At 46.5% G+C, this 25,572-nt stretch carries 22 protein-coding genes and 1 pseudogene; 21 read left to right on the top strand and 2 right to left on the bottom strand.

Features of this window, described 5'->3' with window-relative positions; translation table 11 throughout:
- Positions 1-31: 31 nt before the first annotated feature.
- The 6 genes from HP456_RS02885 to HP456_RS02860 all read left to right on the top strand — a co-directional run bounded on the left by HP456_RS02885 (position 32) and on the right by HP456_RS02860 (position 5,730).
- On the top strand, positions 32-919 hold the full coding sequence (locus HP456_RS02885) for an energy-coupling factor transporter transmembrane component T (protein WP_172248518.1): 888 nt from the start codon (positions 32-34) through the stop codon (positions 917-919).
- Positions 892-2,529 (top strand): ABC transporter ATP-binding protein, encoded by a 1,638-nt coding sequence (locus HP456_RS02880; RefSeq protein ID WP_172248517.1) that lies wholly within the window; start codon positions 892-894, stop codon positions 2,527-2,529. The genes HP456_RS02885 and HP456_RS02880 overlap by 28 nt, the downstream gene beginning before the upstream one ends.
- The gene (locus tag HP456_RS02875; RefSeq protein ID WP_172248516.1) at positions 2,496-3,206 is read left to right on the top strand and encodes an ECF transporter S component; all 711 of its coding nucleotides are present in this window, start codon (positions 2,496-2,498) and stop codon (positions 3,204-3,206) included. The genes HP456_RS02880 and HP456_RS02875 overlap by 34 nt, the downstream gene beginning before the upstream one ends.
- 15 nt (positions 3,207-3,221) lie before the next feature.
- A complete protein-coding gene (locus HP456_RS02870) occupies positions 3,222-3,818 on the top strand; it encodes a class D sortase (RefSeq protein ID WP_172248515.1) in 597 nt (198 codons plus the stop codon).
- Positions 3,819-4,295: 477 nt separating this feature from the next.
- On the top strand, positions 4,296-4,406 hold the full coding sequence (locus HP456_RS25590) for a DUF3953 domain-containing protein (protein ID WP_172248514.1): 111 nt from the start codon (positions 4,296-4,298) through the stop codon (positions 4,404-4,406).
- Between the two features lie 166 nt (positions 4,407-4,572).
- Complete coding sequence (locus HP456_RS02860) at positions 4,573-5,730, top strand: N-acetylmuramoyl-L-alanine amidase family protein (protein ID WP_172248513.1); 1,158 nt, start codon at positions 4,573-4,575, stop codon at positions 5,728-5,730.
- A gap of 203 nt (positions 5,731-5,933) precedes the next feature.
- Here the strand turns inward: HP456_RS02860 and HP456_RS02855 are convergent, their stop codons facing one another.
- A complete protein-coding gene (locus tag HP456_RS02855) occupies positions 5,934-6,728 on the bottom strand; it encodes a sporulation protein (RefSeq protein ID WP_172248512.1) in 795 nt (264 codons plus the stop codon).
- A 230-nt stretch (positions 6,729-6,958) separates the two neighbouring features.
- On the opposite strand from HP456_RS02855, the gene HP456_RS02850 reads away from it, so the two are divergent.
- The 11 genes from HP456_RS02850 (at position 6,959) to HP456_RS02800 (ending at position 21,090) form a co-directional block, all read left to right on the top strand.
- On the top strand, positions 6,959-7,393 hold the full coding sequence (locus HP456_RS02850; RefSeq protein ID WP_172248511.1) for a hypothetical protein: 435 nt from the start codon (positions 6,959-6,961) through the stop codon (positions 7,391-7,393).
- 152 nt (positions 7,394-7,545) lie between these two features.
- The gene (locus HP456_RS02845) at positions 7,546-7,707 is read left to right on the top strand and encodes an aspartyl-phosphate phosphatase Spo0E family protein (protein ID WP_172248510.1); all 162 of its coding nucleotides are present in this window, start codon (positions 7,546-7,548) and stop codon (positions 7,705-7,707) included.
- Between the two features lie 624 nt (positions 7,708-8,331).
- Positions 8,332-9,639 carry an FAD-binding oxidoreductase gene (locus HP456_RS02840; RefSeq protein ID WP_172248509.1) on the top strand — a complete coding sequence of 436 codons (1,308 nt, stop codon included), beginning with the start codon at positions 8,332-8,334 and terminating at the stop codon, positions 9,637-9,639.
- Positions 9,640-9,657: 18 nt separating this feature from the next.
- Positions 9,658-10,992, top strand: coding sequence for a (Fe-S)-binding protein (locus HP456_RS02835; RefSeq protein ID WP_172248527.1), 1,335 nt, complete (start codon positions 9,658-9,660; stop codon positions 10,990-10,992).
- On the top strand, positions 10,992-12,458 hold the full coding sequence (locus HP456_RS02830; protein ID WP_172248508.1) for an FAD-binding oxidoreductase: 1,467 nt from the start codon (positions 10,992-10,994) through the stop codon (positions 12,456-12,458). Before HP456_RS02835 ends, HP456_RS02830 begins: the two co-directional genes overlap by 1 nt.
- Before the next feature lie 237 nt (positions 12,459-12,695).
- Positions 12,696-14,876, top strand: a complete 2,181-nt coding sequence (locus HP456_RS02825; RefSeq protein ID WP_172248507.1) for a malate synthase G — start codon at positions 12,696-12,698, stop codon at positions 14,874-14,876.
- A gap of 206 nt (positions 14,877-15,082) precedes the next feature.
- Entirely contained in the window at positions 15,083-15,862 is a 780-nt protein-coding gene (locus HP456_RS02820) for a fumarylacetoacetate hydrolase family protein (RefSeq protein WP_172248506.1), read from the top strand.
- 60 nt (positions 15,863-15,922) lie between these two features.
- Positions 15,923-16,705 carry an IclR family transcriptional regulator gene (locus tag HP456_RS02815; protein ID WP_172248505.1) on the top strand — a complete coding sequence of 261 codons (783 nt, stop codon included), beginning with the start codon at positions 15,923-15,925 and terminating at the stop codon, positions 16,703-16,705.
- Positions 16,706-16,932: 227 nt separating this feature from the next.
- Positions 16,933-18,726, top strand: coding sequence for an L-lactate permease (locus HP456_RS02810; protein WP_172248504.1), 1,794 nt, complete (start codon positions 16,933-16,935; stop codon positions 18,724-18,726).
- A gap of 541 nt (positions 18,727-19,267) precedes the next feature.
- Entirely contained in the window at positions 19,268-20,206 is a 939-nt protein-coding gene (locus HP456_RS02805) for an SDR family oxidoreductase (protein ID WP_172248503.1), read from the top strand.
- 236 nt (positions 20,207-20,442) lie between these two features.
- Positions 20,443-21,090, top strand: a complete 648-nt coding sequence (locus HP456_RS02800) for a pentapeptide repeat-containing protein (RefSeq protein ID WP_172248502.1) — start codon at positions 20,443-20,445, stop codon at positions 21,088-21,090.
- A 123-nt stretch (positions 21,091-21,213) separates the two neighbouring features.
- On the opposite strand, the gene HP456_RS02795 is transcribed toward HP456_RS02800, so the two are convergent.
- Positions 21,214-22,080, bottom strand: a complete 867-nt coding sequence (locus HP456_RS02795) for a YitT family protein (protein ID WP_246288690.1) — start codon at positions 22,078-22,080, stop codon at positions 21,214-21,216.
- 189 nt (positions 22,081-22,269) lie between these two features.
- Between HP456_RS02795 and thiM the strand changes: the two genes are divergently transcribed.
- The 4 genes and pseudogenes from thiM to HP456_RS02775 form a co-directional block, all read left to right on the top strand.
- On the top strand, positions 22,270-23,064 hold the full coding sequence (thiM, locus tag HP456_RS02790) for a hydroxyethylthiazole kinase (protein ID WP_172248501.1): 795 nt from the start codon (positions 22,270-22,272) through the stop codon (positions 23,062-23,064).
- Between the two features lie 13 nt (positions 23,065-23,077).
- Positions 23,078-23,884 carry a bifunctional hydroxymethylpyrimidine kinase/phosphomethylpyrimidine kinase gene (gene thiD, locus HP456_RS02785; protein WP_172248500.1) on the top strand — a complete coding sequence of 269 codons (807 nt, stop codon included), beginning with the start codon at positions 23,078-23,080 and terminating at the stop codon, positions 23,882-23,884.
- Positions 23,881-24,531, top strand: a complete 651-nt coding sequence (gene thiE, locus HP456_RS02780) for a thiamine phosphate synthase (protein ID WP_172248499.1) — start codon at positions 23,881-23,883, stop codon at positions 24,529-24,531. The genes thiD and thiE overlap by 4 nt, the downstream gene beginning before the upstream one ends.
- Positions 24,532-24,720: 189 nt before the next feature.
- Positions 24,721-25,572, top strand: a pseudogene (locus HP456_RS02775) (class I SAM-dependent RNA methyltransferase); the annotation flags it as partial.

The following is a 25,572-nucleotide window of genomic DNA, read 5'->3' as shown; positions in this document are numbered from 1 at the left end:
TTTATTTGGAACGTGAAAGGGAGATATGTCAGTGAATATTCAGTTTAAAGAGATACATCCTTTTGTCAGCTTTTTCTATTACGGCTGTACAGGTATCAGTATCATGCTGCTTTCACACCCTCTATTTCTCATTACTGCAATACTTGTACTAGTCAGCTTGAATATCCTTCAGGGAACGAAAGAAAAGCTGCTTCGTTCCCTGCCACATATTGCAGGGATGGGAATGGTGATCGCACTGCTGAATCCTTTATTTGTACGCAGGGGATCCACCATATTGTTTTATTTCCGAAACAACCCGGTCACACTTGAGGCGGTCGTTTATGGAGTGGTGATGGCAATGAGCCTGGTTTGCATTTTTATTCTTTTTATTTCCTTTAATGAAGTCATACATGAACGTAAATTTTTGTATCTGTTTTCAAAAATCTGGCCGCAGTTAGCATTATTATTGGTGATTACCTTAAGGTTCGTCCCGCTATTCATTAGAAGATGGAAAGAATTATATGATATTCAGAAGCTCAGAAACTATTCTATGTTTAAAGGGAGTATTAAAAACAGAAGTCAAACCGGTATGCTCTATATGCAGAAGCTGCTGACCTGGTCTATGGAGGAAGCACTCCAAACCGCCGAATCAATGAATGCAAGGGGATTTGGTGGAAAAGGGCGATCTCATTATCAATTGTATAACATGTCGGGATTTGATTGGGGAGCGGTGTTTTTCCTTATCATTTTTACCGCCACATGTATGTGGGGGACAGGAAACGGGCTGGGTGCATTAGTCATTTATCCTGAATTGGGAAGCATAGCCTTAACCCAAGTAGATTGGATGCTCTATGGAGTATTTACACTGTTAATAGGATTTCCGATTTTATTAGAAGGAGGAATGCATATACGATGGCATATATTGAACTCAACGAAGTAAGCTTTCGCTATCCTGACGCTGAAAACTGTGCGATTCAATCGCTCTCCCTTTCCGTAGAGAAGGGGGATTTCGTAGTCATAGGAGGCCCATCGGGATGCGGAAAGACGACCTTGCTTAAACTGTTGAAGGAACAACTCACTCCGGTTGGTCAGATTAATGGCCGGATTCAGGTTGAAGAGAATGAAATCGGATACGTATTCCAGAACCCCGAGAATCAGATTGTCATGGATAATGTACTTAGCGAATTGGTATTCGGTTTGGAGAATCAACAAATGACGACGAAAGAAATGAGACAGAGAGTAGCTGAGATGGTCCATTTCTTTGGAATGGAGCATCTGCTTAATATCGAAACACAGCATTTGTCCGGCGGGCAGAAACAGCTGTTGAATGTAGCGAGCGTCTTACTGTTGAAACCAGGTCTGTTATTATTGGATGAACCGACATCCCAGCTGGATCCCGTGCAGTCAAAAGAATTAATCCAGTTTGTAAAACGCTTGAATGAAGAATTTGGCATGACGATCATCTTGGTAGAACATCGTTTGGAGGAGTTATTTGCCATCGCTGAAACCGTCATCCTGATGGAAGAAGGAAAAATCGCCTATGAAGGACAAGCAAGGTCAGTCATCTCCCGTGTATGGAACGATCAACATGAAGGTTTCCTGCCATTTTTGCCGTCTGTTTCAAAATTATTTTACTGTTTTCGTGAAGGCGGGGATGAAAGAAGAGTCCCCTTGTCTGTGAAAGAAGGGCAGCGCTGGTTAAGTGGACTGAATGTCGGTCAGGAGAGAACACATGAGGAAAAAACAAGACCGCATACCGAACAGCATAAAATGCTGCAGGTGAAGGGGGTGTCTTATAAATATCATAAGCAAGGTCCGATGGTGTTAAAGAATGTATGTCTGGATATTAATGAGGGTGATTTCCTGGCAGTTGTCGGCGGGAATGGTTCAGGCAAAACCACGCTATTAAAAGTTTTATCATCCAGCTCAAAGCCCTTCCGGGGAAAAGTGAATTTATATGGTGAATCCGTCCATAAGAAAAAGCCGGAATCCACCTGCAGAATAGGATATCTTCCTCAAAATCCTTTGCTTTGCTTTATGTGTGAAACCCTTGAGGAGGAATTCAAGGAGCTAGCTTCGAGATTTGATATCCGAAATGAATGGAACCGGATGGACGAGATTACGAGACGGCTTGGCATTGCCCATGTTCTCACGAAGCATATCCATGATTGCAGTGGTGGAGAACAGCAAAAAGCGGCATTGGCAACGGTTTTGTTCATCAATCCCGATCTATTGCTGATTGATGAACCGACAAAAGGAATGGATGCCTTATCCAAAATTCAATTCTCACAAATAGTTAAAGATCTCCATGAGGATGGAATGACTATTATGATGGTAACGCATGATATAGAATTTGCTGCCAGCCATGCGACCCGCTGTGCATGGTTATTCGATGGTATGATAACCGCTGAGGGGAATGTCCGTGATGTCCTGAACAATCACTACTTTTATACAACTTCCATCAACCGGGTCAGCCAGAATACTCATCTGCCAACTGTACTGACATTAGAGGAGGCATGCGACACGTGGAAAATACCCGCTCTGTATTAATATCATCCTCTTTTATTGTATTGACGCTTTTGTTTATATCAGCGATCATTTTCAACGATAAGCCGTACCTATTAATCTGTTTCGCCATCATGCTCATTACGGCAGTTCCTTTGTTTGCACGATTTGAATTGCGTCAAATAGGAAGTAAAGAGATCGTCCTCCTTGCAGTGCTTGCTGCCATTGCAGCCATGAGCAGAGTCCCGTTCGCCCCTATTCCCAGTGTCCAGCCCACCACATTTGTCATTATCGTGAGCGCAATCGCCCTCGGACCCGAAGCAGGGTTCTTGATCGGGGCAACAGCTGCCATTGTTTCTAACATTTTTTTGGGGCAGGGTCCCTGGACCCCATGGCAGATGTATGCATGGGGAATGGCGGGTATGATGGCAGGATTTCTGCGAAACACATGGTTCCTCAACAACAAATGGGGCTTGATGGGGTTTGGGTTTGCCGTCGGTTTTTTCTTCGGGTGGTTTATGAATTTGTGGTTCATTATGGGTTTCATCGGAGACATCTCCTGGAATATTTTCATCTCAGCCTATGTCGCAAGCTTTTACTTTGACCTGGCACATGCACTGTCAAATGTATTTTTTCTCGGGCTTTTTAGTGCCGGATGGATTCGGATCCTGGAGAGATTTCAAAGGAAATACGGTATCCTTTCAGCCGGCGGGTATGGGTAGGAGAAAGGAGAAGAGATGAAAAAAGGATTAGGATTGATTTTTATTTTATTATCCCTTCCATTGTTGTTTCATCAACAAATCAAAGAAGAGATTTATAAGAACTTCAACGATAAATTGCTTGTCGCAGTTAGTGAAAATCAGAAAAATGTAGAAAAGTCAGCGATCGAAAAACTATATATGAACGATTCTACTAATGTGAAAACATCCGAAGTAAAAGCTATTCTCTCCATCCCGGAAATCGAATTAAAGGAACCGATCTTTCAAGGGACAACCGAAGAACACTTAAAAAACGGAGTGGCCGTTGTTGAAGAGGATGAGGATTTCACTCGAAACAATCTATCTATTGCAGGCCATAAAATGAATGCATATGGGGTATTATTCAATAGACTGCATGAATTAGAGATTGGAAGCCAAATAGAGGTCAAAACTTCTGATAAAGTAAAGAAATATATGGTGACCGAACGATTTACAGTGGCACCAAATGAAGTATCGATCCTGGAGGAAACGGTTGAAGAAACCATCACTTTGATTACATGTGAATCGTATAATTGGAATACGTATGAATTTGAAGAGAGGCTCGTCATAAGGGGAGAAATCATGAAGGATGGATAGAATCTCATAATGTGGGTCAGGTAAGGTGTTTGGTGAAATATACATTACGGATAGTAAAGAGTTGACCTTATAAGATTACCTGGAAAGTAGAAAGCTTCACTGTGTCGAAAGTGAATCTTCCCTCCGGCTGTCTTATAAGATAACATATCCTGGATGTTGAATGACCGGGAAATTTACCAATAGCCTGTTCCATATAAGCATCCGAGGGGAGCTGTAATTTGGGTTAATCTTAAAGAGGAAGTCTAAGGGGACTGGTTTACGGTCTTTTAAAGTCCGTTTTGTCCTGGAAAGTAAGAAATATTGAAATTAAACGAATAGAGATATAAAGAGGTTTACCAGTGTGGTATTACCTTCCTTCTTATCGCTAAAAAGCGAGTGGGTATTCTTTTGAATAAAGTCCGACCTGTATGATCAGCAGCTACTTTATTACTTGCTGTTTCTGGTCTGGTTACAGAAAATTTTCCTTACAACCCTTTTATGATTTTTCTCTTAGGACTTACATTTTTGGTTTTGGGATTGGAAGAATATCAAAATGAGAGAAGAGAGAATGGGTTGGTGTTTCTATATTTATGTTGTTTGGAGCGATAAACAGTTTTATAGGGACGCTGTAGAATTACCATGGCTGTCAATCAGAGCGATACCACCATCACATCCAAAACGAAAAGAGCTGCTCCCTAGCAGCTCTTTTATTGATGCCGCCGTGACCTTTTGTACAGGCTATGAATATTTTACTAGTAGAAGGGGTGATAGATTAATGGCAAAAGCTAGTGATTATTTGATAGCGTTGGACGACGGTCATGGGCTGGGTACAGCTGGAAAGCGCACGCCTTATATCCCATCTCTGGGGAGACAGATCCGGGAGAATGAGTTCAATGAGAAGGTGACCTTATTTTTGAAAGCGGAGCTGGAGAGATGCGGCTTCAGGACGCTCTTGACGGCTCCGACGGATGGTGATACCCCTCTGAAGGACCGGACGGATCTGGCGAATTCAATGGGAGCGGATGCGCTGATTTCAAACCATTTCAATGCATTCGATGGGAAATTCGATGGTCCGGGAAAGGATCCCGAGGGGCATTCACTTCATATTTATTTTAACGATGTGAATGACAGAAGGCTTGCAGAAAGTATTGCAAAATACTTGAAGCAGGGGACAAAACAAGTGTACCGAGGCATCATTGAGCAAAATCTTCATATGACAAGGGAATTCAAAAAGGCTGCAGTACTAGTTGAAAATGGGTTTATGGATAATGAAAAAGAAGCATTGCTGATGATCAATGAAGACTTCCAGCGTGAAGCGGCGAAAGAGCAGGCGCGCGGAGTCTGTGACTTTTTTGGGGTTGCTTATGTGGATGCCGGAAGCGGAGGGGGAGTTGTGGTCCCGCCTCCTGAGTCGGCGGACTACATCGGAAAGCGGGTTGAGAGTATCTACAGAGGTGCTGAAGGGCTGGACTTTTACAGCCGTCCGACTTTCAATGATGCTTACCGTGCAGGAACATTAAAGTACCAATACGGGTTCCCGACAATTCTGAGAAAATTGAGGGTCGAAGGGGCGTACATGTATGAGGTGAAAAATTCACGGGGACACGTGTATTATGTAACGGCAGCACCGAAGTTTGTGAGAGTGGAGGGTCAATCAAGTGGAGGATCGTCGTCACAGCCAAACCCTGGTTCATCCTCGGGAGCGGTCGCGATTGGCGAAATCAGGATCATGGGAGTAGCGAATGCAGCCATTATACAGGACCGTCCCGACCGGCTGACATCCAAAGACCTTGGAACCATAGCGAGAGGCCGGACGATTCCTGTCACCGGATCCGTCAGGGGGAAGAACAGCAGCTCAGGCTACTGGGAAGTCATTTACAAAGGAAGAAGAGCTTATATAACCGGGGAATATGGAAGCTACAAGGCATATTAGCTATTCCGGTTTCTTAATAAATGGAATAGTTTGTTTGAAGCAGAATGATTTGCGGTTTCGGCAAGTATATTGTCTAATCCGGATGAAAAGTTGAATCCTGCAAGAATTTCCCTCATATTGGCAAGATTATTTTGCAGAAAAAATTGCGGCCGGTCCCAGCGCGCGTAAACGTATTAACGCACGCTGGGGCTGGCCTCTAATCGTTACAAGACGTCGTCGATGATCTGTTCGAATGTGTCGCTGACCCTGCTTCTGTTGATGAGGATCTGCTGGTTATCGAGAGTGACGCTCCCTCGGTGTTCGTCGAGATTGAGCCTTTCTTTCATGGCTGCCAAGGCACCTTTGCTTCGCTTGTCGATCTCGAAGCAGACCATCGTCTCATGGTCACCTTGAAGGATATAGACCTCGAGTTCGTCCAGCTTTCGGCTGTATTTCCCGTAGGAAGGGATGAATTCATATTGCTGCACAAATGGACGCTTCGTCTTGATCCAGGCAGGGGTGTTTTGGCTCTCCATCTGTCTGAATTTAAAGCCGATGACTTTAATGGCATCTATGATGTTTTCGTGAACGGTTGTCGGATCGACGGAAACATAGTCCCTGTCTTTCGGGTCGACCGCATTCCGGATATCGATGCCTGTTTCGATCCAAACAGGCGGAACATTTGTCTGTGTTTGAGGATCCACCATTGTAATCGGTGTATCGAGCGGAACCTGAAATGAGAATGGAATCGTTTTCTGCTCCCCTTTGGTAATCGTGAAAGGTTCATTCAGCTGCTGCGCTTCAACAGTGCCAGGTGATAATCGGTCGCCGCCCTCATGACCATACATCGTCATTAGTTTAAGGTTGATGGATTCTATCCGTTGGTCGGTGTTTCCACCCTTCACCTCTACGACACCTTCGAGCATTTCCCCTTGTTGAATATAGGCACTCTTGAGCTTCGTATCAACTGTAGCCGAACCGATTCCGATACTGGCGATCACTTTATTGAACATTGACATGAATTCATCCCCCTTCTTATACCCATCGTAGCATAAATTTGGGGATTGGTAGTAGCAGGAACGCAGGAATGTTTTTTGGGGAGGAAAGAAATTGCTCAAAGGTATATTCCCAGATCCAATGCTGTATTGGAAGAACCGTTTTTCACCGGCTTTTCCCAAAAAATTGAAACTTCCCATAATGCCTTAACGTATGAGAATCATAAGATGGATTTCAGGGAGGGGTAGAAGTCATGCTGTTATGGGGACTTGCAAATATTTTTATCGGGATCTTTTGTATCGTGTTCGTTTCAAAACTATGGGAACGGACGGAGTGGCGGGTTAATCGGAAATATGGGGGAAAGCTTCATCAGACTGGCATTTTCCTGTTCCTCTCTTTACTCCTGCTTTTGTCGATTATCCTATTTGATGTTCTGCTCGCTTACATCTTCCATTACACAATGCTGAATACCTTCTTTGTCACCAGCTTCGTATTGCTCGTCATTCATATCTTTGGACCTTACTATTCCAGCCATATGGTTAATGAGGAAAGAGTATTCATAAAGTATGCCATCAAGTTTTCCGAAAATGAGACAGTGACGATTTTCAAGCTCCCTCTCACGCCATTTCTCTTGGCATCCATTGGCATCGTTTTTATTACAGTGGTCCTGACATTCGGTGCAATGTGATTGAAGAACAGAAGGAAATAGCAGATTTAAAGAAGAGATTCCTGAATTTTTTTGTAATAAAATGTCTTGTTTTATCGAACCTCTTTAAATATGAAGGGGTTAGGCTATACAATAGATAAATCGTATTATGGTAGGAACAAGGGGCGAAGAGTATGATCAATGAACAACCCATCACGAAAGAAATTGCCATTCTCAAAAATAAAATGATCCATGTCGGGTTATCCAAAGGATTGTCGCATCCTGAGACGGTCAGTTTCAGTGAAAAACTGGACAAATTGATTATTCAAGTGCAGCATACCGATATGAAGAACTAGCAGGATATAGTAGTAATATTCGTATGAGATTATTCCTGAAATGCCGTTTACTATTCCTGTAAAGGGGATATTCAAATGTGAATAGATAGAAAAACTTTAGTTTATGCGTATTTTATCAGAATGGCAGGTACATACAGCAAGAAGAAAACGAACGTAAATATAGACATCTCCACAGCAATAGTAAGCGATGATTCGGACTGGTTATCACCACCTGTACAGGTATAAGAGACGTTTGTCGTGAATTCCTTTTATTCTATTAAATGAGAAATAAAAAGGTTACGGGAGAAATTAATAGTGAGTATTCAGTGTTGAACGGGAACCATGTTCGGCACTTTTTTCTACCCTTTTTAAAACCGTTCCAACGTAGGGTAACTTGTTAACAGCAGGTTGTGAAGACCATTCCGTTTAGCCGGGACCATTCGATTATTGTTTTTAAAATGTTAATTAAATTCGAAAAACTTATTGAATTTTCAAATTATTGGTGTTTAAATAGAGTCATACTAAACAACATAGGATTATAGTGAAAGTGGTTCATCCATAACGTTCTTATCCAATTAAGACGTTCCTTTTTTTACGTATTTTTCAGAAACGGTGTTTCTTATTACGGAACAAGGAGTGTGTAAGATGTTGACAGAGCTTGTGACAGAGTTGAAAAACGCATTACCTGAAGAGCGGATCAAAGCGGGGAAAGTTGACCGCTTTGGAAATGGCAGTGATCTTATCGTGTATCCGGAAACGGAAGAGGAGATTGCATCGATTTTAACTTATGCGAACGATAACGGAAAGAAAGTGATCGTAGAAGGCGGGGGGACGAAGAAGGGATTCGGCGGTCTGGTTGAATCTGCTGATCTCATTCTATCTATGGCCGGCTACAAAGGTGTAATCGAGTATGCGGCAGGCGACTTGACGATGACCGTTAGAGCCGGCACGACCTTTACGGAACTTCAAACGTATCTTGCGCAGCATGGGCAAAAAATTGCACTTGATCCGGCCAAGCCGGATGAGGCGACTATCGGTGGAATCATTGCTGCAAATGAAAGCGGTCCCAAGAGGCTCGGTTACGGGGCATCACGGGACAATGTCATCGGTCTCCGAATCGTTTACCCCGACGGAATCATCATCCGGTCAGGCGGGAAGGTTGTGAAAAATGTCGCCGGTTATGACATGAACAAGCTGTTCATCGGCTCAATGGGGACACTCGGCGTGTTGACGGAAGTAACACTCAAGCTTCGTCCTATTTCAAAATGCGAGAGTCTTGTTCTTGTTTCTTTTCCAGGGGATGAACCCGCAGACATCCGCTCTTTTGTCATCAAGATCCTCGATTCAACACTGGAGCCTACTTCACTTGAACTTTTGGACCGTGCGCTATCTGAAAAACTGACCGGTGTGAACCAGTATACAGTCGCGATGAGTTTTGAGGACGTCGAAAGTTCGGTCCGCTATCAGGAGGAAACGGTGCAAAGGATGAAGCCTGAGCATAGTCAGCTTACGATTTATGAAGAGGATAAGGCCGTGCAATTCTGGGCCGACTTTTCACAACTTGGGTCAGACCGACACGAAAGCACCGAAGTGAATGCCACTTTAAAAATCGGTGTCGTGAATCTCGATGTCCTTCATGTGTTGAAAGAATGTGAACTTCTCGAAGAAAGTCATCGAGTCGGAATTGAAGCGCACGGCGGTCTGGGTCATGGACTATGTTCCGTTCATGTAACCGGTATCGCAGAAGATGTACTCTCAGCCATTAATAAACTTAGGGCAGCTGTTGCGGAGCGCGGAGGCTATGTCATTGTCAAAAGCCTGCCGTTCAAAGAGCGTCAGCAAATCAAGGTATGGGGGGAAGACCCTGCCTATTTCTGCATACTTCAGGGAATCAAAGCAAAAGTGGACCCGAATTCTGTCTTGAATTACAAACGATTTGTAGGAGGGATCTAGGTGAGTGTGAAAGAGCTGATGAAAACGCCCCCCTGTTCTGACACGAGCTTAAGCAACTATCTGTGGAATGACAAACCGGACGAGAACAAGTGGGCTGACTGTGTCCATTGTGGAATGTGCCTTGAATCATGCCCGACGTATGAACTGACGGGGCAGGAGCAGCATTCGCCGCGCGGACGCGTACATCTGATCAAGTCTGTTGCGGAAGGAAAACTTGAGGTGAATGAGCAATTTATGGACCCCGTATATGCGTGTCTCGATTGCCGTGCCTGTACGACCGCCTGTCCCGCGGACGTCGATGTAGGAGGATTGATTGAGGAGGCGCGTGGTCAGATTCGGCAGGCCATGCCTTTGAAGGGATGGAAAGGGATGATCAGCAAGACATTCCTCGAAGGGTTATTCCCTCATCCAACCAGGCTGAATAGGCTCGGAGGCATGCTGAAGTTTTACCAAAAGAGCGGCGCACAGACGCTTATAAGGAAGACTGGTCTCATCAATGTGATGCCGAAGCATCTGGTGGAAATGGAAGCGATCATGCCCGAAATCAAACAATCAGTCCGGCAAAAATACAAGAACGAAGAAGTTATCAAAGCGAAAGGGGAAACGAAGCACGAGGTTTCCATGCTGACAGGCTGCGTGATGGATGTGATGTTCGGGGAGATCAATGACGCGACAATCAACGTTTTGACGAGAAACGGGAACGATGTCGTCATCCCGAAAAATCAGACCTGCTGCGGCGCTTTGCATGTACACTCCGGTGACCGGGAGATGGGCCGTAAGCTTGCAAAGCAGAATATAGAAGCGTTCAAGGAAAGTGACAAGGTCATCGTGAACGCCGCGGGATGCGGCTGTATGATGAAGGATTATCCTGAACTCTTTCATGAGGATCCCGAATGGAAAGCGAGAGCAGAGGGATTTTCCGAAAAAGTCTATGACATTTCAAAATATCTTCATGATACCGGCTATGAAAAACCGAAGGCGGAGATGAACACGCGGATTACGTATCACGATGCCTGCCACCTTGCTCACGGGCAGGGTGTACGGCGGGAGCCGCGTGACCTTCTCCTCAATATCCCTGGAGTCGAAATGGTTCATATGCCAAATTCGGACCGCTGCTGCGGAAGTGCCGGGATTTACAATATCACTAATCCTGAAATGGCCGGGGCGGTGCTGGAGAGCAAGATGCAGAATGTTCCTGAGGACGTCGAAATGATCTCGATGGGGAATCCTGGCTGTATGCTGCAAATGGCGATGGGTGTCCAGAAGTACGGCAAGAACCAACAGGTCGTCCATACCGTCCAGCTCCTTGACTGGGCATATCAAAAAGAGGACCGTGAAAGGGGGAGGGAATAATGGTACTGAAAAAACTGAAGACGAAGGATCCGCATATTAAAGGTCTAGCAGCTCTTGTCAGCGGAACTAACAGCATCCTGTATCACAAGGAGGACCTGATCGCATATGACTGCGACGGCTTCACTCTTCATAAGCATCTCCCGAAAGCGGTCGTGTTCCCGAAAGACACGGCGGAAGTGGCTGCGCTTGTAAACTATTGCTCCACTAACGGGCTCCCATTCCTGGCAAGGGGTGCCGGCACCGGTCTGTCAGGCGGCGCTATCCCTATTAACGGGGAAGTCATCATCAGCCTCGTACGGATGAAACGGCTGCTGAGTGTCGATCTCGAAAATCGCCGTGCGGTCGTGGAACCCGGCTTCGTCAATCTGAAGCTGACAAACTCGATATCCGATAAAGGCTATTATTACGCCCCGGATCCCTCAAGCCAGTATTGTTGTACGATTGGCGGAAATGTGGCGGAGAATGCCGGTGGTGCCCACTGTTTAAAATACGGTGTCACAACCAACCACATTCTCGGCTTGGAAGTCGTGCTGCCTAATGGGGAAATCATCGAAATCGGCCATAACGGGATTCCCGATGCACCGGGATATGATTTGCTTGGTCTCTTGACAGGATCGGAAGGGACGCTTGGGATCGTCACGAAGATCACTGTGCGCATCCTGAAAAACCCCGAAGCGAAACAGACGGTCCTCGCTTATTTTGACTGTGTGGAAGATGGCAGTCAGGCCGTTTCCGATATCATCTCGAAAGGAATTGTCCCCGCAGCTCTTGAAATGATGGACAAAATCGCAATCGAAGGAGTCGAGGCAGCCGCCTTCCCGGTGGGTCATCCAAAGGATATCGAGGCCCTGCTGCTGATCGAAGTGGACGGGATATCTGCAGGCATCGGCGAGCAGATCCATCAAATTTTGGACGTGTGCAGAGCCCGTAACGTCCGGGAAGTGAAAGTCGCCAAGGATGAGCATGAAAGAGGCAGATGGTGGGCCAATCGGAAGACAGGCTTCGGCGCAATGGGGGCGATCTCTCCTGACTATCTGGTCCAGGACGGCGTCATCCCGCGGAGCCGGCTTCCCGAAGTGTTAAAGAGGATCAACGAAATCAGTGCTGAACATGGCTTGCGGATCGCCAATATTTTTCACGCCGGGGACGGGAACCTGCATCCGCTTGTTCTATTCGATGCAAGGATCCCGGGTGAAACGGAAAAGGCATTAAAAGCCGGAAGCGAATGTTTGAAGGCATGCGCCGACGCAGGCGGATCCATCACCGGCGAACACGGCGTCGGCATCGAGAAGAAAGAAGAAATGCGCTTCGTCTTCAACGACGATGAAATCATTGCCCAAAGCAACATCCGTGAGGTCTTCAACCCTCAAAATCTACTGAACGCCGGCAAACTGTTCCCTAGTCCCGGCCGGTGTGTGGAGATTAAGAAAGAGTTGAAGGAGCAGCAGGAAATGGTCGGTTCGTAGATTGATAGAACATTTTAATGTGAGGATAGGAGAACCTTCAGCGGGGGAAAAACATGAGGTTATACCGAAAAATTCAATCTTTCCTATAACTTGATGAAAATGCGGAATTATTCGAAAATTGATTGAATGGTGCAGATGAACATGGTATCATTTTCTTGATAAGTGTGAAACGACGTTTGGTAATAGGAAACAGCAGAATGTTACAAATCACAGATTAAAAATAGGAGGAATCGAATAATGAGTAATTATGTCAATGCAGGATCCTTACAGGTAGATCAGCTGTTATATGAATTTATTAATTCCGAGGTCCTTCCTGGAACAGGACTCGAAAGGGAAGATTTCTGGTCTGAGTTCGGTGTGCTGGTCCAGGACCTCACACCAAAAAACAAAGTGCTGTTAGCACGTCGTGATGAAATCCAGGATAAACTCCATGACTGGCATAGAGAAAATAAAGAATTTGATTTTACTAGCTATAAAGCGTTCCTGGAAGAGCTCGGCTATCTCGAACCGGAAGTGGAAGATTTTCATGTGACGACTGAAAACGTCGATGAGGAAGTGGCACTCCAGGCGGGTCCGCAGCTGGTTGTTCCCGTAAACAATGCCCGGTACGCGATCAACGCAGCCAACGCAAGGTGGGGGAGCCTGTACGATGCCCTTTATGGAACGGATTCTATCAGTGAAGGGGATGGTGCCACCCGTCAAGGTGCGTACAACCCGGTCCGCGGCGAGAAGGTCATTGACTTTGGCAGGAATTTCCTGGATCAAGCTGTGCCTTTGAAAGATGCATCCCATAAACATGCGTTGAAATTTGAAGTAGTGGACGGAACATTAGTGGTTACTTTATCGAATGGTAAAACCGCCGTTTTAGAGGATGAATCCAAGTTTGCCGGATATCAGGGTGAAGCAGGCAGCCCTTCATCCGTACTGTTGAAAAATAATCGCCTCCACATCGACATTCAATTTGACGGGGAGCATCCGATCGGTGCTGCTGATGATGCCAATGTGAAGGACATCGTGCTCGAATCGGCGGTCACAACAATTATGGATTGTGAGGACTCGGTAGCTGCAGTCGACGCTGAAGATAAAGTAGTTGTTTACCGTAACTGGCTGGGGCTTATGAAGGGGGATCTCGCGGCTGTTTTCGAAAAAGCGGGCAAGACGATGACGCGGACGCTGAATTCGGACCGGACGTATTCGGCTCCTGATGGAAAGGAACTCACCCTGCCCGGCCGTTCGCTGATGTTTGTCCGCAATGTCGGACATCTCATGACGAACAGCTCGGTACTTGACGAGGCAGGCGGCGAAGTACAAGAAGGGATCCTTGACACCGTGATGACGAGTTTAATCGCGAAGCACACCCTGCGAGGGACGGGAAGCTATCAAAATACATCAAGGGGGTCGGTCTATATCGTTAAGCCGAAGATGCACGGCTCCGATGAGGTAGCTTTTGCCAATGAGCTGTTCGACCGGGTGGAAGATCTGCTTGACTTGGAAAGAAATACCCTGAAGATCGGGGTCATGGATGAAGAACGCCGGACCACACTGAATCTGAAGAACTGCATCAGCAAGGTAAAGGATCGGATCGTGTTCATCAACACTGGATTCCTTGACCGTACGGGTGATGAAATGCATACCTCGATGGAAGCGGGACCAATGATCCGCAAGAATGATATGAAAGCGACGAAATGGCTGCAAGGCTATGAAAAATCAAACGTTCAGACAGGTCTTGCTGCAGGTTTCCAGGGCCGTGCTCAAATCGGTAAAGGGATGTGGGCGATGCCGGACATGATGGCCGAGATGATGGTGCAGAAAATCGGCCACCTCAAAGCAGGGGCCAATACCGCATGGGTACCGTCCCCGACAGCGGCTACGCTCCACGCGCTTCAATACCATGAAGTGTTCGTACCGGATGTCCAGGATGAACTGGCGGAATCAGCTTCAAATTTGCGGGATGATATCTTGACGATCCCGGTGGCGGATTCTCCTGATTGGTCTGCAGAAGAAATCCAGCAGGAGCTCGACAATAACGCACAGGGGATACTTGGCTATGTCGTCCGCTGGGTCGAACATGGGGTGGGCTGTTCGAAGGTTCCCGACATTAACGACGTCGGCTTGATGGAGGATCGTGCGACACTTCGCATCTCCAGTCAGCATATGGCCAACTGGCTGCATCACGGCATCTGTACGGAGGATCAAGTGATGGAAACATTGAAACGGATGGCCAAAGTCGTTGACGGGCAAAATGCCGGCGACCCGGACTATCGCCCAATGGCTGCCGACTACAATAACTCTGTCGCCTTCCAAGCAACCTGCGACCTGGTTTTCAAAGGATACGACCAGCCGAACGGCTATACCGAACCGGTCCTCCACCGCAGACGAATCGAAGCGAAAGAGAAATATCAGGTGAAACAATCATAGGATAATCGGATGGGGCATTCTTGCGGAATGCCCTGTTTTGTAAAAACTATTCATAGACAAACTGTTTTTAATTGCAATGATGCCAAAATGGCGCAGAATACAGTGTTAAAGTTTGCTGGCTCGGACAAACCAGCGGGAATTGCTTCATTTTTAAACTCAAAATACCATATTTTCAAAAATACTCACTGAAAGGAGAATGACATAAAATGAAATTCATTCGATTCCAAACAGGAAATGAAGTTTGTGCCGGAGTAATCGAAGGCAGCAGCATCAAGCAAGTTACGGGGGACATTTATTCGGACTGGGAATACACGGGGAACGTATACGAAACAAATCAGGTCAAGCTCCTCGCCCCGCTTGAGCCCAATCAGATCATCGGCATAGGTGCGAATTTCGCTGCAGAAAAAGAGGATCTGCCAGATTCATTACCGGAGATTCCCGTATTTTTCTTCAAGCCGGCTTCATCGGTTGTCGGTCCGGAGGAAAATATCGTGATACCGGAGAATATTGATTCTGTAAAGTTTGAATCGGAACTCGCAGTCATCATCGGGAAGGAAGCGAAGAATGTGCCGGAGGAGGAGATCCTTGATTATGTGTTCGGCTACACGATCGGCAACGATGTCACCGCCCCGCAATTCTTTCATGAGGCTGGTCACTGGACGATTGGAAAGTCATTCGACACTTTCACGCCGATTGGACCCGTGATTGAAACCAGGCTGGATCCGTTTAATGTGAAGGTGGAAGCAAGGCTGAATGGGGAAGAGAAGCAGAACAGTCCTACTTCATTGATGATCGTGCCGATCCGGGAGATGATCTCTTATCTGACGAAGGTGATGACATTGAAGCCCGGTGATGTCATTTTAACGGGAAGTCCTGTCGGGGCAGAAATGGTCCGGGCTGGGGACGTGATCGAATGTGAGATCACGGAGATCGGGACGCTCAAGAATACATTTGCGGCTGCCGGTAAGAGCGTCGGGGTATCGTAAGCGGGACAGTCGATTGTGATATAATGGAAGGCAAGACGTTTGTCATCAGGGGTGAAGAGTGTGGAAAGAGAAAATATGGTCAAATCTGTCAGCAGGGCACTGGATATCATCCAACTCATAAGTATGAAAAAAGGCGGCTTGGGTGTGACAGAAATAGCGAATCAGATCGATATTAACAAAAGCTCCGTTTACAGGATTTTATCGACGCTTGTCCAGTATGGATTCATTGAGCAGGACGAGATTACCGGACGCTATAAGCTGGGATATAAGTTTCTCGAGATAAGCTCGAAGCTGTTGGAATCGATTGATCTGCGTGAGGAAGCGAAGCCTTTTTTACAGGAGCTTGAAGAAGCAACAAATGAAGTTATCCATCTCGTTGTATATGACCAGGGCGAGGTGGTGTATATCGAGAAGCTTGAAGGCAATGAAGTGCTCCGGATGCATTCAAAGGTCGGGAAGAGGGCGCCGATGCACTGTACGTCGGTGGGGAAAGCGATTCTCGCCCACCTGCCGACAAATGATGTCATCGAAATCCTGGATCGTAAAGGGATGCCGATGCACACCGATCAGACCATCACTGATAAAGATCGATTTCTGAAAGAATTGATCGGGGTGAAGCAGAAGGGGTACGCGCTTGATCTTGAGGAAAACGAGTACGGTATTACTTGTATAGCGGCGCCGATCTTTGATCATTTGGAGAAGGTCGTGGCGGCGATCAGCATCTCTGGACCGACAATGCGGATGTCAGGTCAGCGGATGGAAGAATTGAAAGTGCGGGTTCCGCAGATCGCAAAGAGGATTTCAGCCCGGCTGGGGCATGTTCACGCTAATCAAATGATGTAATTGATAAGCTCTGTTTTTTCCTGTGCGGGAAAAACGGAGCTTATTTATTTAAAAATTAAAAATTTTCTAAAAAATTGTTGAAACGGGACAGAATGTATGTATAATTTTAGATAGAAATTCGTAATGTACTATAACACCAGATTAAATGGTTGTGTGACAGCGTTGCTTAGCATGGAGTTTTTCAGAAACAGTGTTTGTTATTACGAAACTGAAAGGGGAAACGTTTCATGAGTACTGGTGTGTTGGCAATTCTATCTCTTTTACCCATCCTCGCAGTAGGTATTTTCCTTGTAGGCCTAAGATGGCCGGCAAGTAAAGCAATGCCCATTTCCTACATAATCGCAGTCGGGCTTGCGTTATTTGTATGGAAAGTGCCGGGAGCAAATGTAGCTGCTGCTTCCGTGAACGGGCTCGTTGTGGCAGGCACTCTTCTATTCATCATCTTTGGGGCGATTCTATTATTGAACACGCTGCAGGAGAGCGGCGGAATTAAGACAATCCGTCAAGGGTTCACCGACATTTCGGCAGACAGAAGGATTCAAGTGATCATCATCGCCTGGCTGTTCGGGTCTTTCATTGAAGGATCAGCAGGATTCGGAACACCTGCAGCAGTGGCGGTGCCTCTATTAGTGGGACTTGGATTCCCTGCGATGGCCGCTGTTGTGGCCGGTATGGTTATCCAGAGTACACCGGTATCGTTCGGTGCAGTCGGCACGCCTATACTGGTGGGTGTTCAGTCAGGCTTATCAGCAGATGCAGGCATCACCACCGATTTCCTGGCATTTGTAACGGATATCGGAACGAAGGTGGCACTCCTCCATATGGTGACGGGTACACTTGTCCCATTATTCGTAGTGGCGCTGATGACACGATTTTTCGGAAAAAATAAGTCCTTCTCGGAAGGGATAAAGGTGTGGAAGTTCGCATTGTTCGCAGCTTTTGCCATGACGATTCCATACTTGATCGTCGCGAATGTGCTCGGGCCTGAATTCCCGTCCATGATTGGCGGACTGGTCGGTCTTGCAATCGTGATCACTGCAGCGAAAAAAGGGTTCCTGATGCCGCCGAAGGAAGAGGCATGGGACTTTGAAGAAAAGTCCAAATGGGATTCAGAGTGGAGCGGCAGTCTTGAAATCAAGGATATCGCGCATAAAAGTGGAAGCATGAACATGGTCCGTGCATGGACTCCTTATATTCTGATCGGCCTGTTCTTGGTATTGACAAGATTGAAATCGCTTCCATTTCTGGAGTGGCTTCAATCATGGACGGTCACGTTCCCCAATATGTTCGGGACGGATATCAGTTCCAGTTTCCAGCCCCTGTATTTACCGGGCACCATCTTCATCGCCGTATCAGTCATTACATTCTTCCTTCACGGAATGAATGGAAGCGCATACAAACGAGCGTGGGCACAATCGGGGAAGACGATGATTGCAGCCTCGACGGCACTCGTCTTCACGGTCCCGATGGTGCAAGTGTTCCTTAACACCGGTGGCGGGGCGGCAGGATTTGAAAAGATGCCAATCGAACTCGCGAACGGGGTCGCAGCGATCGCCGGTGACTACTGGCCATTCTTCTCGACCTTCATTGGAGGAATCGGTGCGTTCATCGCCGGAAGCAACACCGTCAGCAACATGATGTTCTCACTCTTCCAGTATGATGTCGGGTCGCAAATGGGTGTGGACGCCAGCTGGATCGTTGCCCTGCAAGCTGTCGGCGGAGCGGCAGGTAATATGATCTGCGTCCATAACGTCGTAGCAGCATCAGCCGTCGTCGGGCTCGTCGGAAAAGAAGGGACAGTCATCAGGAAAACCCTGCTGCCATTTGCCTACTACGCCTTATTTGCAGGTTCACTCGGGTACTCGATCGTCTGGTACTCACAAAAAGGGATCTTCAATCTCGGAACATTCATCGTCGCATTGATTGCCATGGCAGCCATTTACGTCATCGCAACCAACAACAAACGTACCAGCCTGCTCGTCACCAAGAACATCGGCGGGCCGAAAGTGAAACAGGGATAACACACAACACGTACTCCATAACAAACCACCGGCCTGGATGTGAGGCAGGTGGTTTTTTGAGGGACAGGGGCAGTGTCCCGGTGCTTTTTATCAAGCTGTTCATTTGATTAAGGAAAAATGAACAGGGATTTTGTGGTGAATGTCAGAAAAATGCGGATGTACAATGTTAAGGAAATCAAATTCTTATAAACCATAAATACAACTAGATAACAGGATAATACTGCTCATACCGTGGATGACAATAATATGGCGGTCTTGGGCCAATTTTGGGCATTTTCCAATTATGTGGATTGGAGTCGTATAACATTTCACTCTTTTCATCAGAATGGTCCATCAACAAAAACCTTACTTCTGGATTATAATATCGCAAATTGAAACCTCCCTTGAGTTTTTCTTTTTCCTTAACCTTATTCAACATTTCAAAATATTGAGCCCGTACAAGTTATAGGTTCATACATCCAGGCATATTGACCTGACCATACACTTTATTCGCCCATACAACATAAAGTAACCGAAGAATGGTTATATAGGGAGGACCAATATGTCACAAGATCAACAAAAACCTCAAATAAACAAAGATGAACAACATTATCCGATGTATCCCAATTATGGAAAAATAACACGTTATGAAGATATTCCAATTACTGTGCCGGAACAACGTCAACTTCGCCAGCCGGGTGTAGAAAAACTGATGGTTCCAAGGCCGATTATTGAAAATCCCAATTATAAGGGAAGCGGAAAACTGAAAGGAAAGGTCTCACTTATCACAGGTGGTGACAGTGGAATTGGTGCAGCAGTCGCTATCGCATTTGCTAAAGAAGGGGCTGATATTGCCATATCTTATTTAGACGAACAAGAGGATGCGAGCCGGACAAAAACAAGAATTGAAGAGCTTGGACAGCGTTGTTTGTTACTGCCTGGTGACTTAAGAGAAAAACAGCAGTGCGTTGACATCGTCGATGAAACGATTCAATCTTACGGACAACTGAATGTGCTTTGTAACCATGTTGGGATCCAGCTTCAGCAATTAAGCTTGCTGGATATTACGGATGAGCAATTTGATGATACATTCAAGGTAAACATCTACTCACACTTCTACACAACTCGGGCAGCACTTCGGTATCTGGAAGCAGGTAGTTCGATAATAAATACTTCTTCTGTTGTGTCATATATAGGGAACAAACAATTGATTGATTATACAGCGACTAAAGGGGCTATTGTTGGCTTCACCCGTGCTTTAGCTAATAATCTTGTAGATAAAGGTATCCGGGTGAACGCAGTTGCGCCTGGAAGGGTATGGACACCTCTCATACCGGCAAGTTTCTCTACGGATCAGGTGACACTTGTTGAAAACCCGATGCAGCGTCAAGCCCAGCCATTTGAACTTGCCCCTACTTATGTTTATCTTGCTTCCGAAGATTCACGTTTTGTAACTGGTCAAACACTTCATGTTAACGGAGGGGAATGGACATCATCCTAATTAAACTATGTACAAAATCTGAAAGAGTTTGTTCTTGAATCCAAAAAGGGTATCGTCAGGAATCTGCGGAATTAATACACAAAGCCCATTTTCCTGATGGTCCCCCAGTCGCCAATTCACGATATCCCTGCCTCGAGTAGCAGACTCCCCACCCGATTAAAAGACTTATATTAAACTTTCTAATCTACTAAACTAGAAGAGAAGTTCCTGAGAGACTTGAAAGGAAGAGATCGAGTATGACGAAAAATATTAAAATAGAAAAGCCTAAGATCCAATCGAACTTGCAGCCGGCTCAATTTGAGGATGTCTATTATGATGAAGACCCCATGTTAAGTGATTGTGAGGTCAAGCATGCATTTGTAGAAGGGGAAGAACTGGAAAAACTGGTGTTGTCGAGGGTTTCTTTTAAAGGGGTGAGGCTTCTGAACTCATCATTCAGAAGAGCGGATATCACCGATACAGTGTTCGATAACTGCGACCTATCCAACACCCGGTTCGAAGAAGGCATAATACATAAAGTCCATTTCAAGGACTGCAAACTGCTCGGGCTCGATTTGTCACAAGCCAATCTGAAAAACGTTACGTTTGAGAACTGCATCTTGAATATCAGCAGTTTCATTGATGCAAAATTAAAGCAGGTGTTGTTTGAAAAATCCACTTTGCATACTGCCAATTTCTATGACTGCCGTTTAGAAAAAGCTGTGTTTGACCAGTGCGATTTGAATGACATAGATTTTACTGTGACCAGCCTGAATGGAATTGATATCAGCTCCAGCTTTTTTGACAGGATCCGTGTTGAAGCAGAAAACCTTAGAGGGTGCATCGTTTCTCCCCAGCAGGCGGTTTCGTTTGCTTCATTGTTCGGGTTGAGAGTGAAGGAGTAGACGAAGCTGCATCGTTAGTAGACTCTTGGCCGGATACGATGCCCATTATAAGGCAATACCCGTGGGACGGGCATCAATCCCCCATCATAAAAGGCAGCTCCGAACAATCGGAGCTGCCTTTTTTTAATGTGCCGTACCGCGATCAAAGTTGCTTCCGCTGACGTCCGCGATGTTCTCTATGGCGACGAGTGCGTCAGGGTCGATTTCGTTCACGACCGAGCGGAGAGTGGATAATTCGATACGGGTGACAATGGTATAGATGATTTTCTTAGGTTCTTTCGAATATACGCCTTGACCTTGAATATACGTCATTCCCCGGCCAAGTTGTTTCGTGAGTTCCCCTGCGATTTCTTCAGGGACATTTGAAATAATCGTTACGGATTTTAATTCCTCGATCCCTTCAACGACAATATCAATCATTTTGAATGCAATATAATAGGTAATTATTGAGTACATCGCAGTTTCCCAGCTGAACACAAGGAATGCTGCAAGGATAAAAATGAATACGTTGATGATCATGATGAACTGGCCAACAGAAACAGGTCGTTTCTTGCTGACGAGGATAGCAATGATTTCACTTCCATCCAAAGCGCCGCCGGTCCGGATTACAAGCCCGACCCCCGTACCCAATATAACTGCTCCGATGACGGTAGCTAGGAATAAATCATCTGTTACCGGTTCAAAGTGGTGCAGATAAGCGGTGCTTGCAGATAATACAACGACTCCATACAGGGTGTGGCCGGTGAACTTCAGACCAATTTTCTTGTAGCCTATGTATAAGAAAGGGAGATTCAGAAGAATCAGGAAGATACTCATCGTCAATCCGGTCAATTCCGCTGCAATAATCGATAGACCGATCACGCCGCCATCCAGAATGTCATTCGGTACAAGAAAAAATTCTAGCCCGGCCGCAGCGATCATCGCTCCGATGGTTATCATAATGATCTGCTTCACTTCATTCACTACACGTCTCTTCTTTGTTAGCGCCAACTTTATCAAGCCCCTCTTTTTGCAATGATACTACTCATTATAGCATTTTTTAAGTGAAAAGGTGAGCAAACAGCTATGCCCTATCAAAATGAAAGCCCGTCCCTCAACATGTTAACGCGATAAGGACAGACAATCAGAGGCATGTTAAAATGATAGTATAAAAGGTTTCAATCTGGGAGGAAATTGATTATGTTTCATTTGGTGAATGAAGTGAGAGAGAAGAATCCTCTGGTACATAATATTACGAATGTGGTGGTGACAAATTTCACGGCAAACGGGCTGCTTGCGATTGGAGCTTCACCGGTAATGGCATATGCCAAAGAAGAGGCAGCGGATATGGCGAGGATTGCCGGGGCGCTTGTCCTGAATATCGGGACCTTGTCACGTGAGGAAGTAGAGTCGATGATCATTGCGGGAAAAGCAGCAAATGAACAAGGAGTTCCGGTGGTACTCGACCCGGTGGGAGCAGGCGCGACAGCGTTCCGTACAGAAATGTCCATGAAAATCCTGCAGGAAGTATCGGTATCGTTCATTCGTGGAAACGCTGCAGAAGTCGCCAATGTCGCAGGAGAGAAGTGGTTGATTAAAGGTGTAGACGCCGGCATGGGCAGCGGCAGCACAATGGAACTTGCCGAGAAAGTGGCTGAACAGTTTGGCTGCACGGTGGTGATTACGGGCGAAAAGGATGTCATCACCAATGGGAAGACAACCCATACAGTCGCGAATGGACATCCGTTATTAACGCAGGTCACAGGTACTGGCTGTCTGTTATCTTCGGTCATCGGTGCATTTGCGGCAATTGAAAAAGATGCGGTAAGAGCTGCGACCACAGCGGTTGCCGCATACGGGATCGCGGCTGAGAAAGCAGCTGAAACAACAGCGGACAAGGGACCGGGCAGCTTCCAGATCGCATTCCTCGATCAGCTTTCCAAGATGCGTAAAGAAGACGAAGCATTTGCTAAAATAAATACCATCAAAGAATAAAGGCGGGTTGAACATGAAGGTAAATAAAGCACTGACGATTGCCGGATCTGACAGCGGCGGAGGTGCCGGCATCCAGGCGGATCTCAAGACATTCCAGGAACTAGGCGCATACGGGATGTCGGCGATCACCGCGGTGACGGCACAAAATACATTGGGTGTCCATGGCGTATACCCTGTCAGCATTGAAGGCATCGTGAATCAGATCAATTCGATTGGAGAGGATTTAGGGACGGATGCATTAAAAACGGGCATGCTGTTTTCCAGTGAAGTAATTGAAGCAGTAAGTGAACGCATTCATCACTACGGATGGCAAAATGTCGTCGTCGATCCCGTCATGATTGCAAAGGGCGGGGCAAAGCTTTTGCAAACTGAAGCGGTCCGGGCGATGAAAGAAAAACTGATCCCGCTGACAGCCGTCATCACCCCGAATATACCAGAAGCAGAGGTTCTGACGGATTTGAAAATCGAATCACTGGATGATCGCATGGAAGCGTCCAGGATCCTGATTGAAATGGGTGTAAAATCTGTCGTCATCAAGGGCGGACATGCCGATGACGGAGAAGTGGTCGATCTTTTCTATGATGGGACAAGCTTTGAGCAGCTCGTTTCTCCGCGGATTGACACTCCTCATACCCATGGTACCGGATGCACCTTCTCTGCAGCGATCACGGCACAGCTCGCCAAAGGATTTCCGATGAGGGACGCGGTCGTGACAGCCAAAGACTTCATCCGGGCAGCCATTGAAGACGGGCTTGGAATCGGGGGAGGACATGGTCCGACCAATCATTGGGCTTATAACAAACGGGGTGAGAAAAAATGACGAAGCATCAACCTTATGAAATTGAAGAACTGCTCCAGCTATATTTCATCATGGGGAGCACAAACTGTAGCGCCGACCCGGTATATGTTCTTGAACAAGCTATCGAGGGCGGAATCACCCTCTTTCAATATCGGGAAAAAGGCATCGGGTCATTGACAGGATTGGAAAAAGTGAGGCTTGCAGAGAAATTATACAGGGTCTGTGAAGACGCTGGTATTCCATTCATTGTCAATGACGATGTCGATTTAGCCGTGGAGTTGGATGCAGACGGCATCCATGTCGGCCAGGAGGACTTAGCTGCCAACTTTGTCCGGGAAAAGGCAGAGAATAAGATCCTCGGCGTGTCGGCGCACACGATTGAAGAAGCCGAGAAAGCCATTGAAGATGGAGCGGATTACCTCGGACTCGGTCCGATCTACCCGACCATCTCCAAAGACGATACGCGGGCAGTCAGCGGGCTGACAATCATCGAAAACTTTCGGAAAAACGGTATCACCATCCCGATTGTAGGAATCGGCGGCATCACCGCATCCAATGCGCGGGACGTCATCCAGGCAGGCGCAAACGGCGTCTCCTTGATCTCAGCCATCGCAGCAGCGGAAGATGTTAAGAAGGCATCTGAGGAATTGAAAAGAGCGGTCATGTGATAATTGGGGGCTGTCCAGCGGTATGCTATGCGCTCCGAAGTGCCGGGACGGTCCTGGCAATATAAACTCCGTTTTGAACCTGTCCCCACCGCCGAAAAAAGGTTGCATTCCCACTCCAATTTTAATAAAGTATTAAGTTAGACAGTATGTATCGAGGAGGACCAGGAATTGCCTACTACCAACGAAGAAATGGTTGTAACTATACATGGATTGGATAAAAAAGGTTCAGGACAAGCTGAGGTTTGGCGTGAGAATGAACTTGGAAATCCGAAGAAATTAAGACTGATTGTCCCGCAGACGCTCCCGGGGGAAAAGGTGCGTGTAACGGTCGATCACCCAGAGAAAAAGAGACGGAAAGCAATGCCTGAGGAAATCGTGGAGGCTCATCCTGAACGGACGGACGCCCCGTGCCCCCACTTTGAACGATGCGGCGGCTGCGTGTGGCAGCATTGGACTTACGAAGGCCAGCTGAAGGAGAAGACGAAACATGTAAGTCAGGCGATTGAAGCACAAGGTTTCGACCCGGCTCTTGTCCGAGACACGATCGGGATGGACGAACCTTGGCAGTACCGAAATAAAATGGAATTCACATTCGCTCCGGACGGCTCTATGGGCCTTCACGAACAGGGGAATTTCCGCAAAGTCATTTCACTTGAAACGTGCCTGATCGCAAGCGAGCAAATGGTGGAAGCAGCTATGGAAGTGGCTGACTGGGTGAAGGATCACGGCCTTGAAGGGTACAACAAGGATACCCATGAAGGACTGCTCCGCCATTTGATGGTACGCCAATCATTCGCAACAGGTGAACTGATGCTTGCAGTATTCTCGACAAAGGGCCCTGAAGGTGAACTGCAATCTGCAGTGGACGACCTGAAAGCCCGTGTTGAGAAAAAGTTCCCGCATGTGAAAAGTTTCCTCTGGATGGAAAACACAGACTGGGCGGACCGTACGCAGGCAGAGAAAATTCATCTGCTTGCAGGAAGGGATTATATCAATGACGAAATGGATGGATACCGTTTCCGCCTTTGGTTTGATACATTT

Origin of the sequence: Bacillus haikouensis, from assembly GCF_013179555.1 — a bacterium.
Taxonomy (GTDB): domain Bacteria; phylum Bacillota; class Bacilli; order Bacillales; family Bacillaceae_B; genus Rossellomorea; species Rossellomorea haikouensis_A.
This window is presented reverse-complemented; position numbering and strand designations above follow the sequence as displayed.

What these genes read in the sequence shown, in the direction of transcription:
- HP456_RS02880 (WP_172248517.1), top strand. Translation starts at nt 892, where the DNA reads ATGGCATATATTGAACTCAACGAAGTAAGCTTTCGCTATCCTGACGCT.
- HP456_RS02875 (WP_172248516.1), top strand. Translation starts at nt 2,496, where the DNA reads ATGCGACACGTGGAAAATACCCGCTCTGTATTAATATCATCCTCTTTT.
- HP456_RS02870 (WP_172248515.1), top strand. Translation starts at nt 3,222, where the DNA reads ATGAAAAAAGGATTAGGATTGATTTTTATTTTATTATCCCTTCCATTG.
- HP456_RS25590 (WP_172248514.1), top strand. Translation starts at nt 4,296, where the DNA reads ATGATTTTTCTCTTAGGACTTACATTTTTGGTTTTGGGATTGGAAGAA.
- HP456_RS02860 (WP_172248513.1), top strand. Translation starts at nt 4,573, where the DNA reads ATGGCAAAAGCTAGTGATTATTTGATAGCGTTGGACGACGGTCATGGG.
- HP456_RS02855 (WP_172248512.1), bottom strand. Translation starts at nt 6,728, where the DNA reads ATGTCAATGTTCAATAAAGTGATCGCCAGTATCGGAATCGGTTCGGCT.
- HP456_RS02850 (WP_172248511.1), top strand. Translation starts at nt 6,959, where the DNA reads ATGCTGTTATGGGGACTTGCAAATATTTTTATCGGGATCTTTTGTATC.
- HP456_RS02845 (WP_172248510.1), top strand. Translation starts at nt 7,546, where the DNA reads ATGATCAATGAACAACCCATCACGAAAGAAATTGCCATTCTCAAAAAT.
- HP456_RS02840 (WP_172248509.1), top strand. Translation starts at nt 8,332, where the DNA reads ATGTTGACAGAGCTTGTGACAGAGTTGAAAAACGCATTACCTGAAGAG.
- HP456_RS02835 (WP_172248527.1), top strand. Translation starts at nt 9,658, where the DNA reads ATGAAAACGCCCCCCTGTTCTGACACGAGCTTAAGCAACTATCTGTGG.
- HP456_RS02830 (WP_172248508.1), top strand. Translation starts at nt 10,992, where the DNA reads ATGGTACTGAAAAAACTGAAGACGAAGGATCCGCATATTAAAGGTCTA.
- HP456_RS02825 (WP_172248507.1), top strand. Translation starts at nt 12,696, where the DNA reads ATGAGTAATTATGTCAATGCAGGATCCTTACAGGTAGATCAGCTGTTA.
- HP456_RS02820 (WP_172248506.1), top strand. Translation starts at nt 15,083, where the DNA reads ATGAAATTCATTCGATTCCAAACAGGAAATGAAGTTTGTGCCGGAGTA.
- HP456_RS02810 (WP_172248504.1), top strand. Translation starts at nt 16,933, where the DNA reads ATGAGTACTGGTGTGTTGGCAATTCTATCTCTTTTACCCATCCTCGCA.
- HP456_RS02805 (WP_172248503.1), top strand. Translation starts at nt 19,268, where the DNA reads ATGTCACAAGATCAACAAAAACCTCAAATAAACAAAGATGAACAACAT.
- HP456_RS02800 (WP_172248502.1), top strand. Translation starts at nt 20,443, where the DNA reads ATGACGAAAAATATTAAAATAGAAAAGCCTAAGATCCAATCGAACTTG.
- thiM (WP_172248501.1), top strand. Translation starts at nt 22,270, where the DNA reads ATGTTTCATTTGGTGAATGAAGTGAGAGAGAAGAATCCTCTGGTACAT.
- thiD (WP_172248500.1), top strand. Translation starts at nt 23,078, where the DNA reads ATGAAGGTAAATAAAGCACTGACGATTGCCGGATCTGACAGCGGCGGA.
- thiE (WP_172248499.1), top strand. Translation starts at nt 23,881, where the DNA reads ATGACGAAGCATCAACCTTATGAAATTGAAGAACTGCTCCAGCTATAT.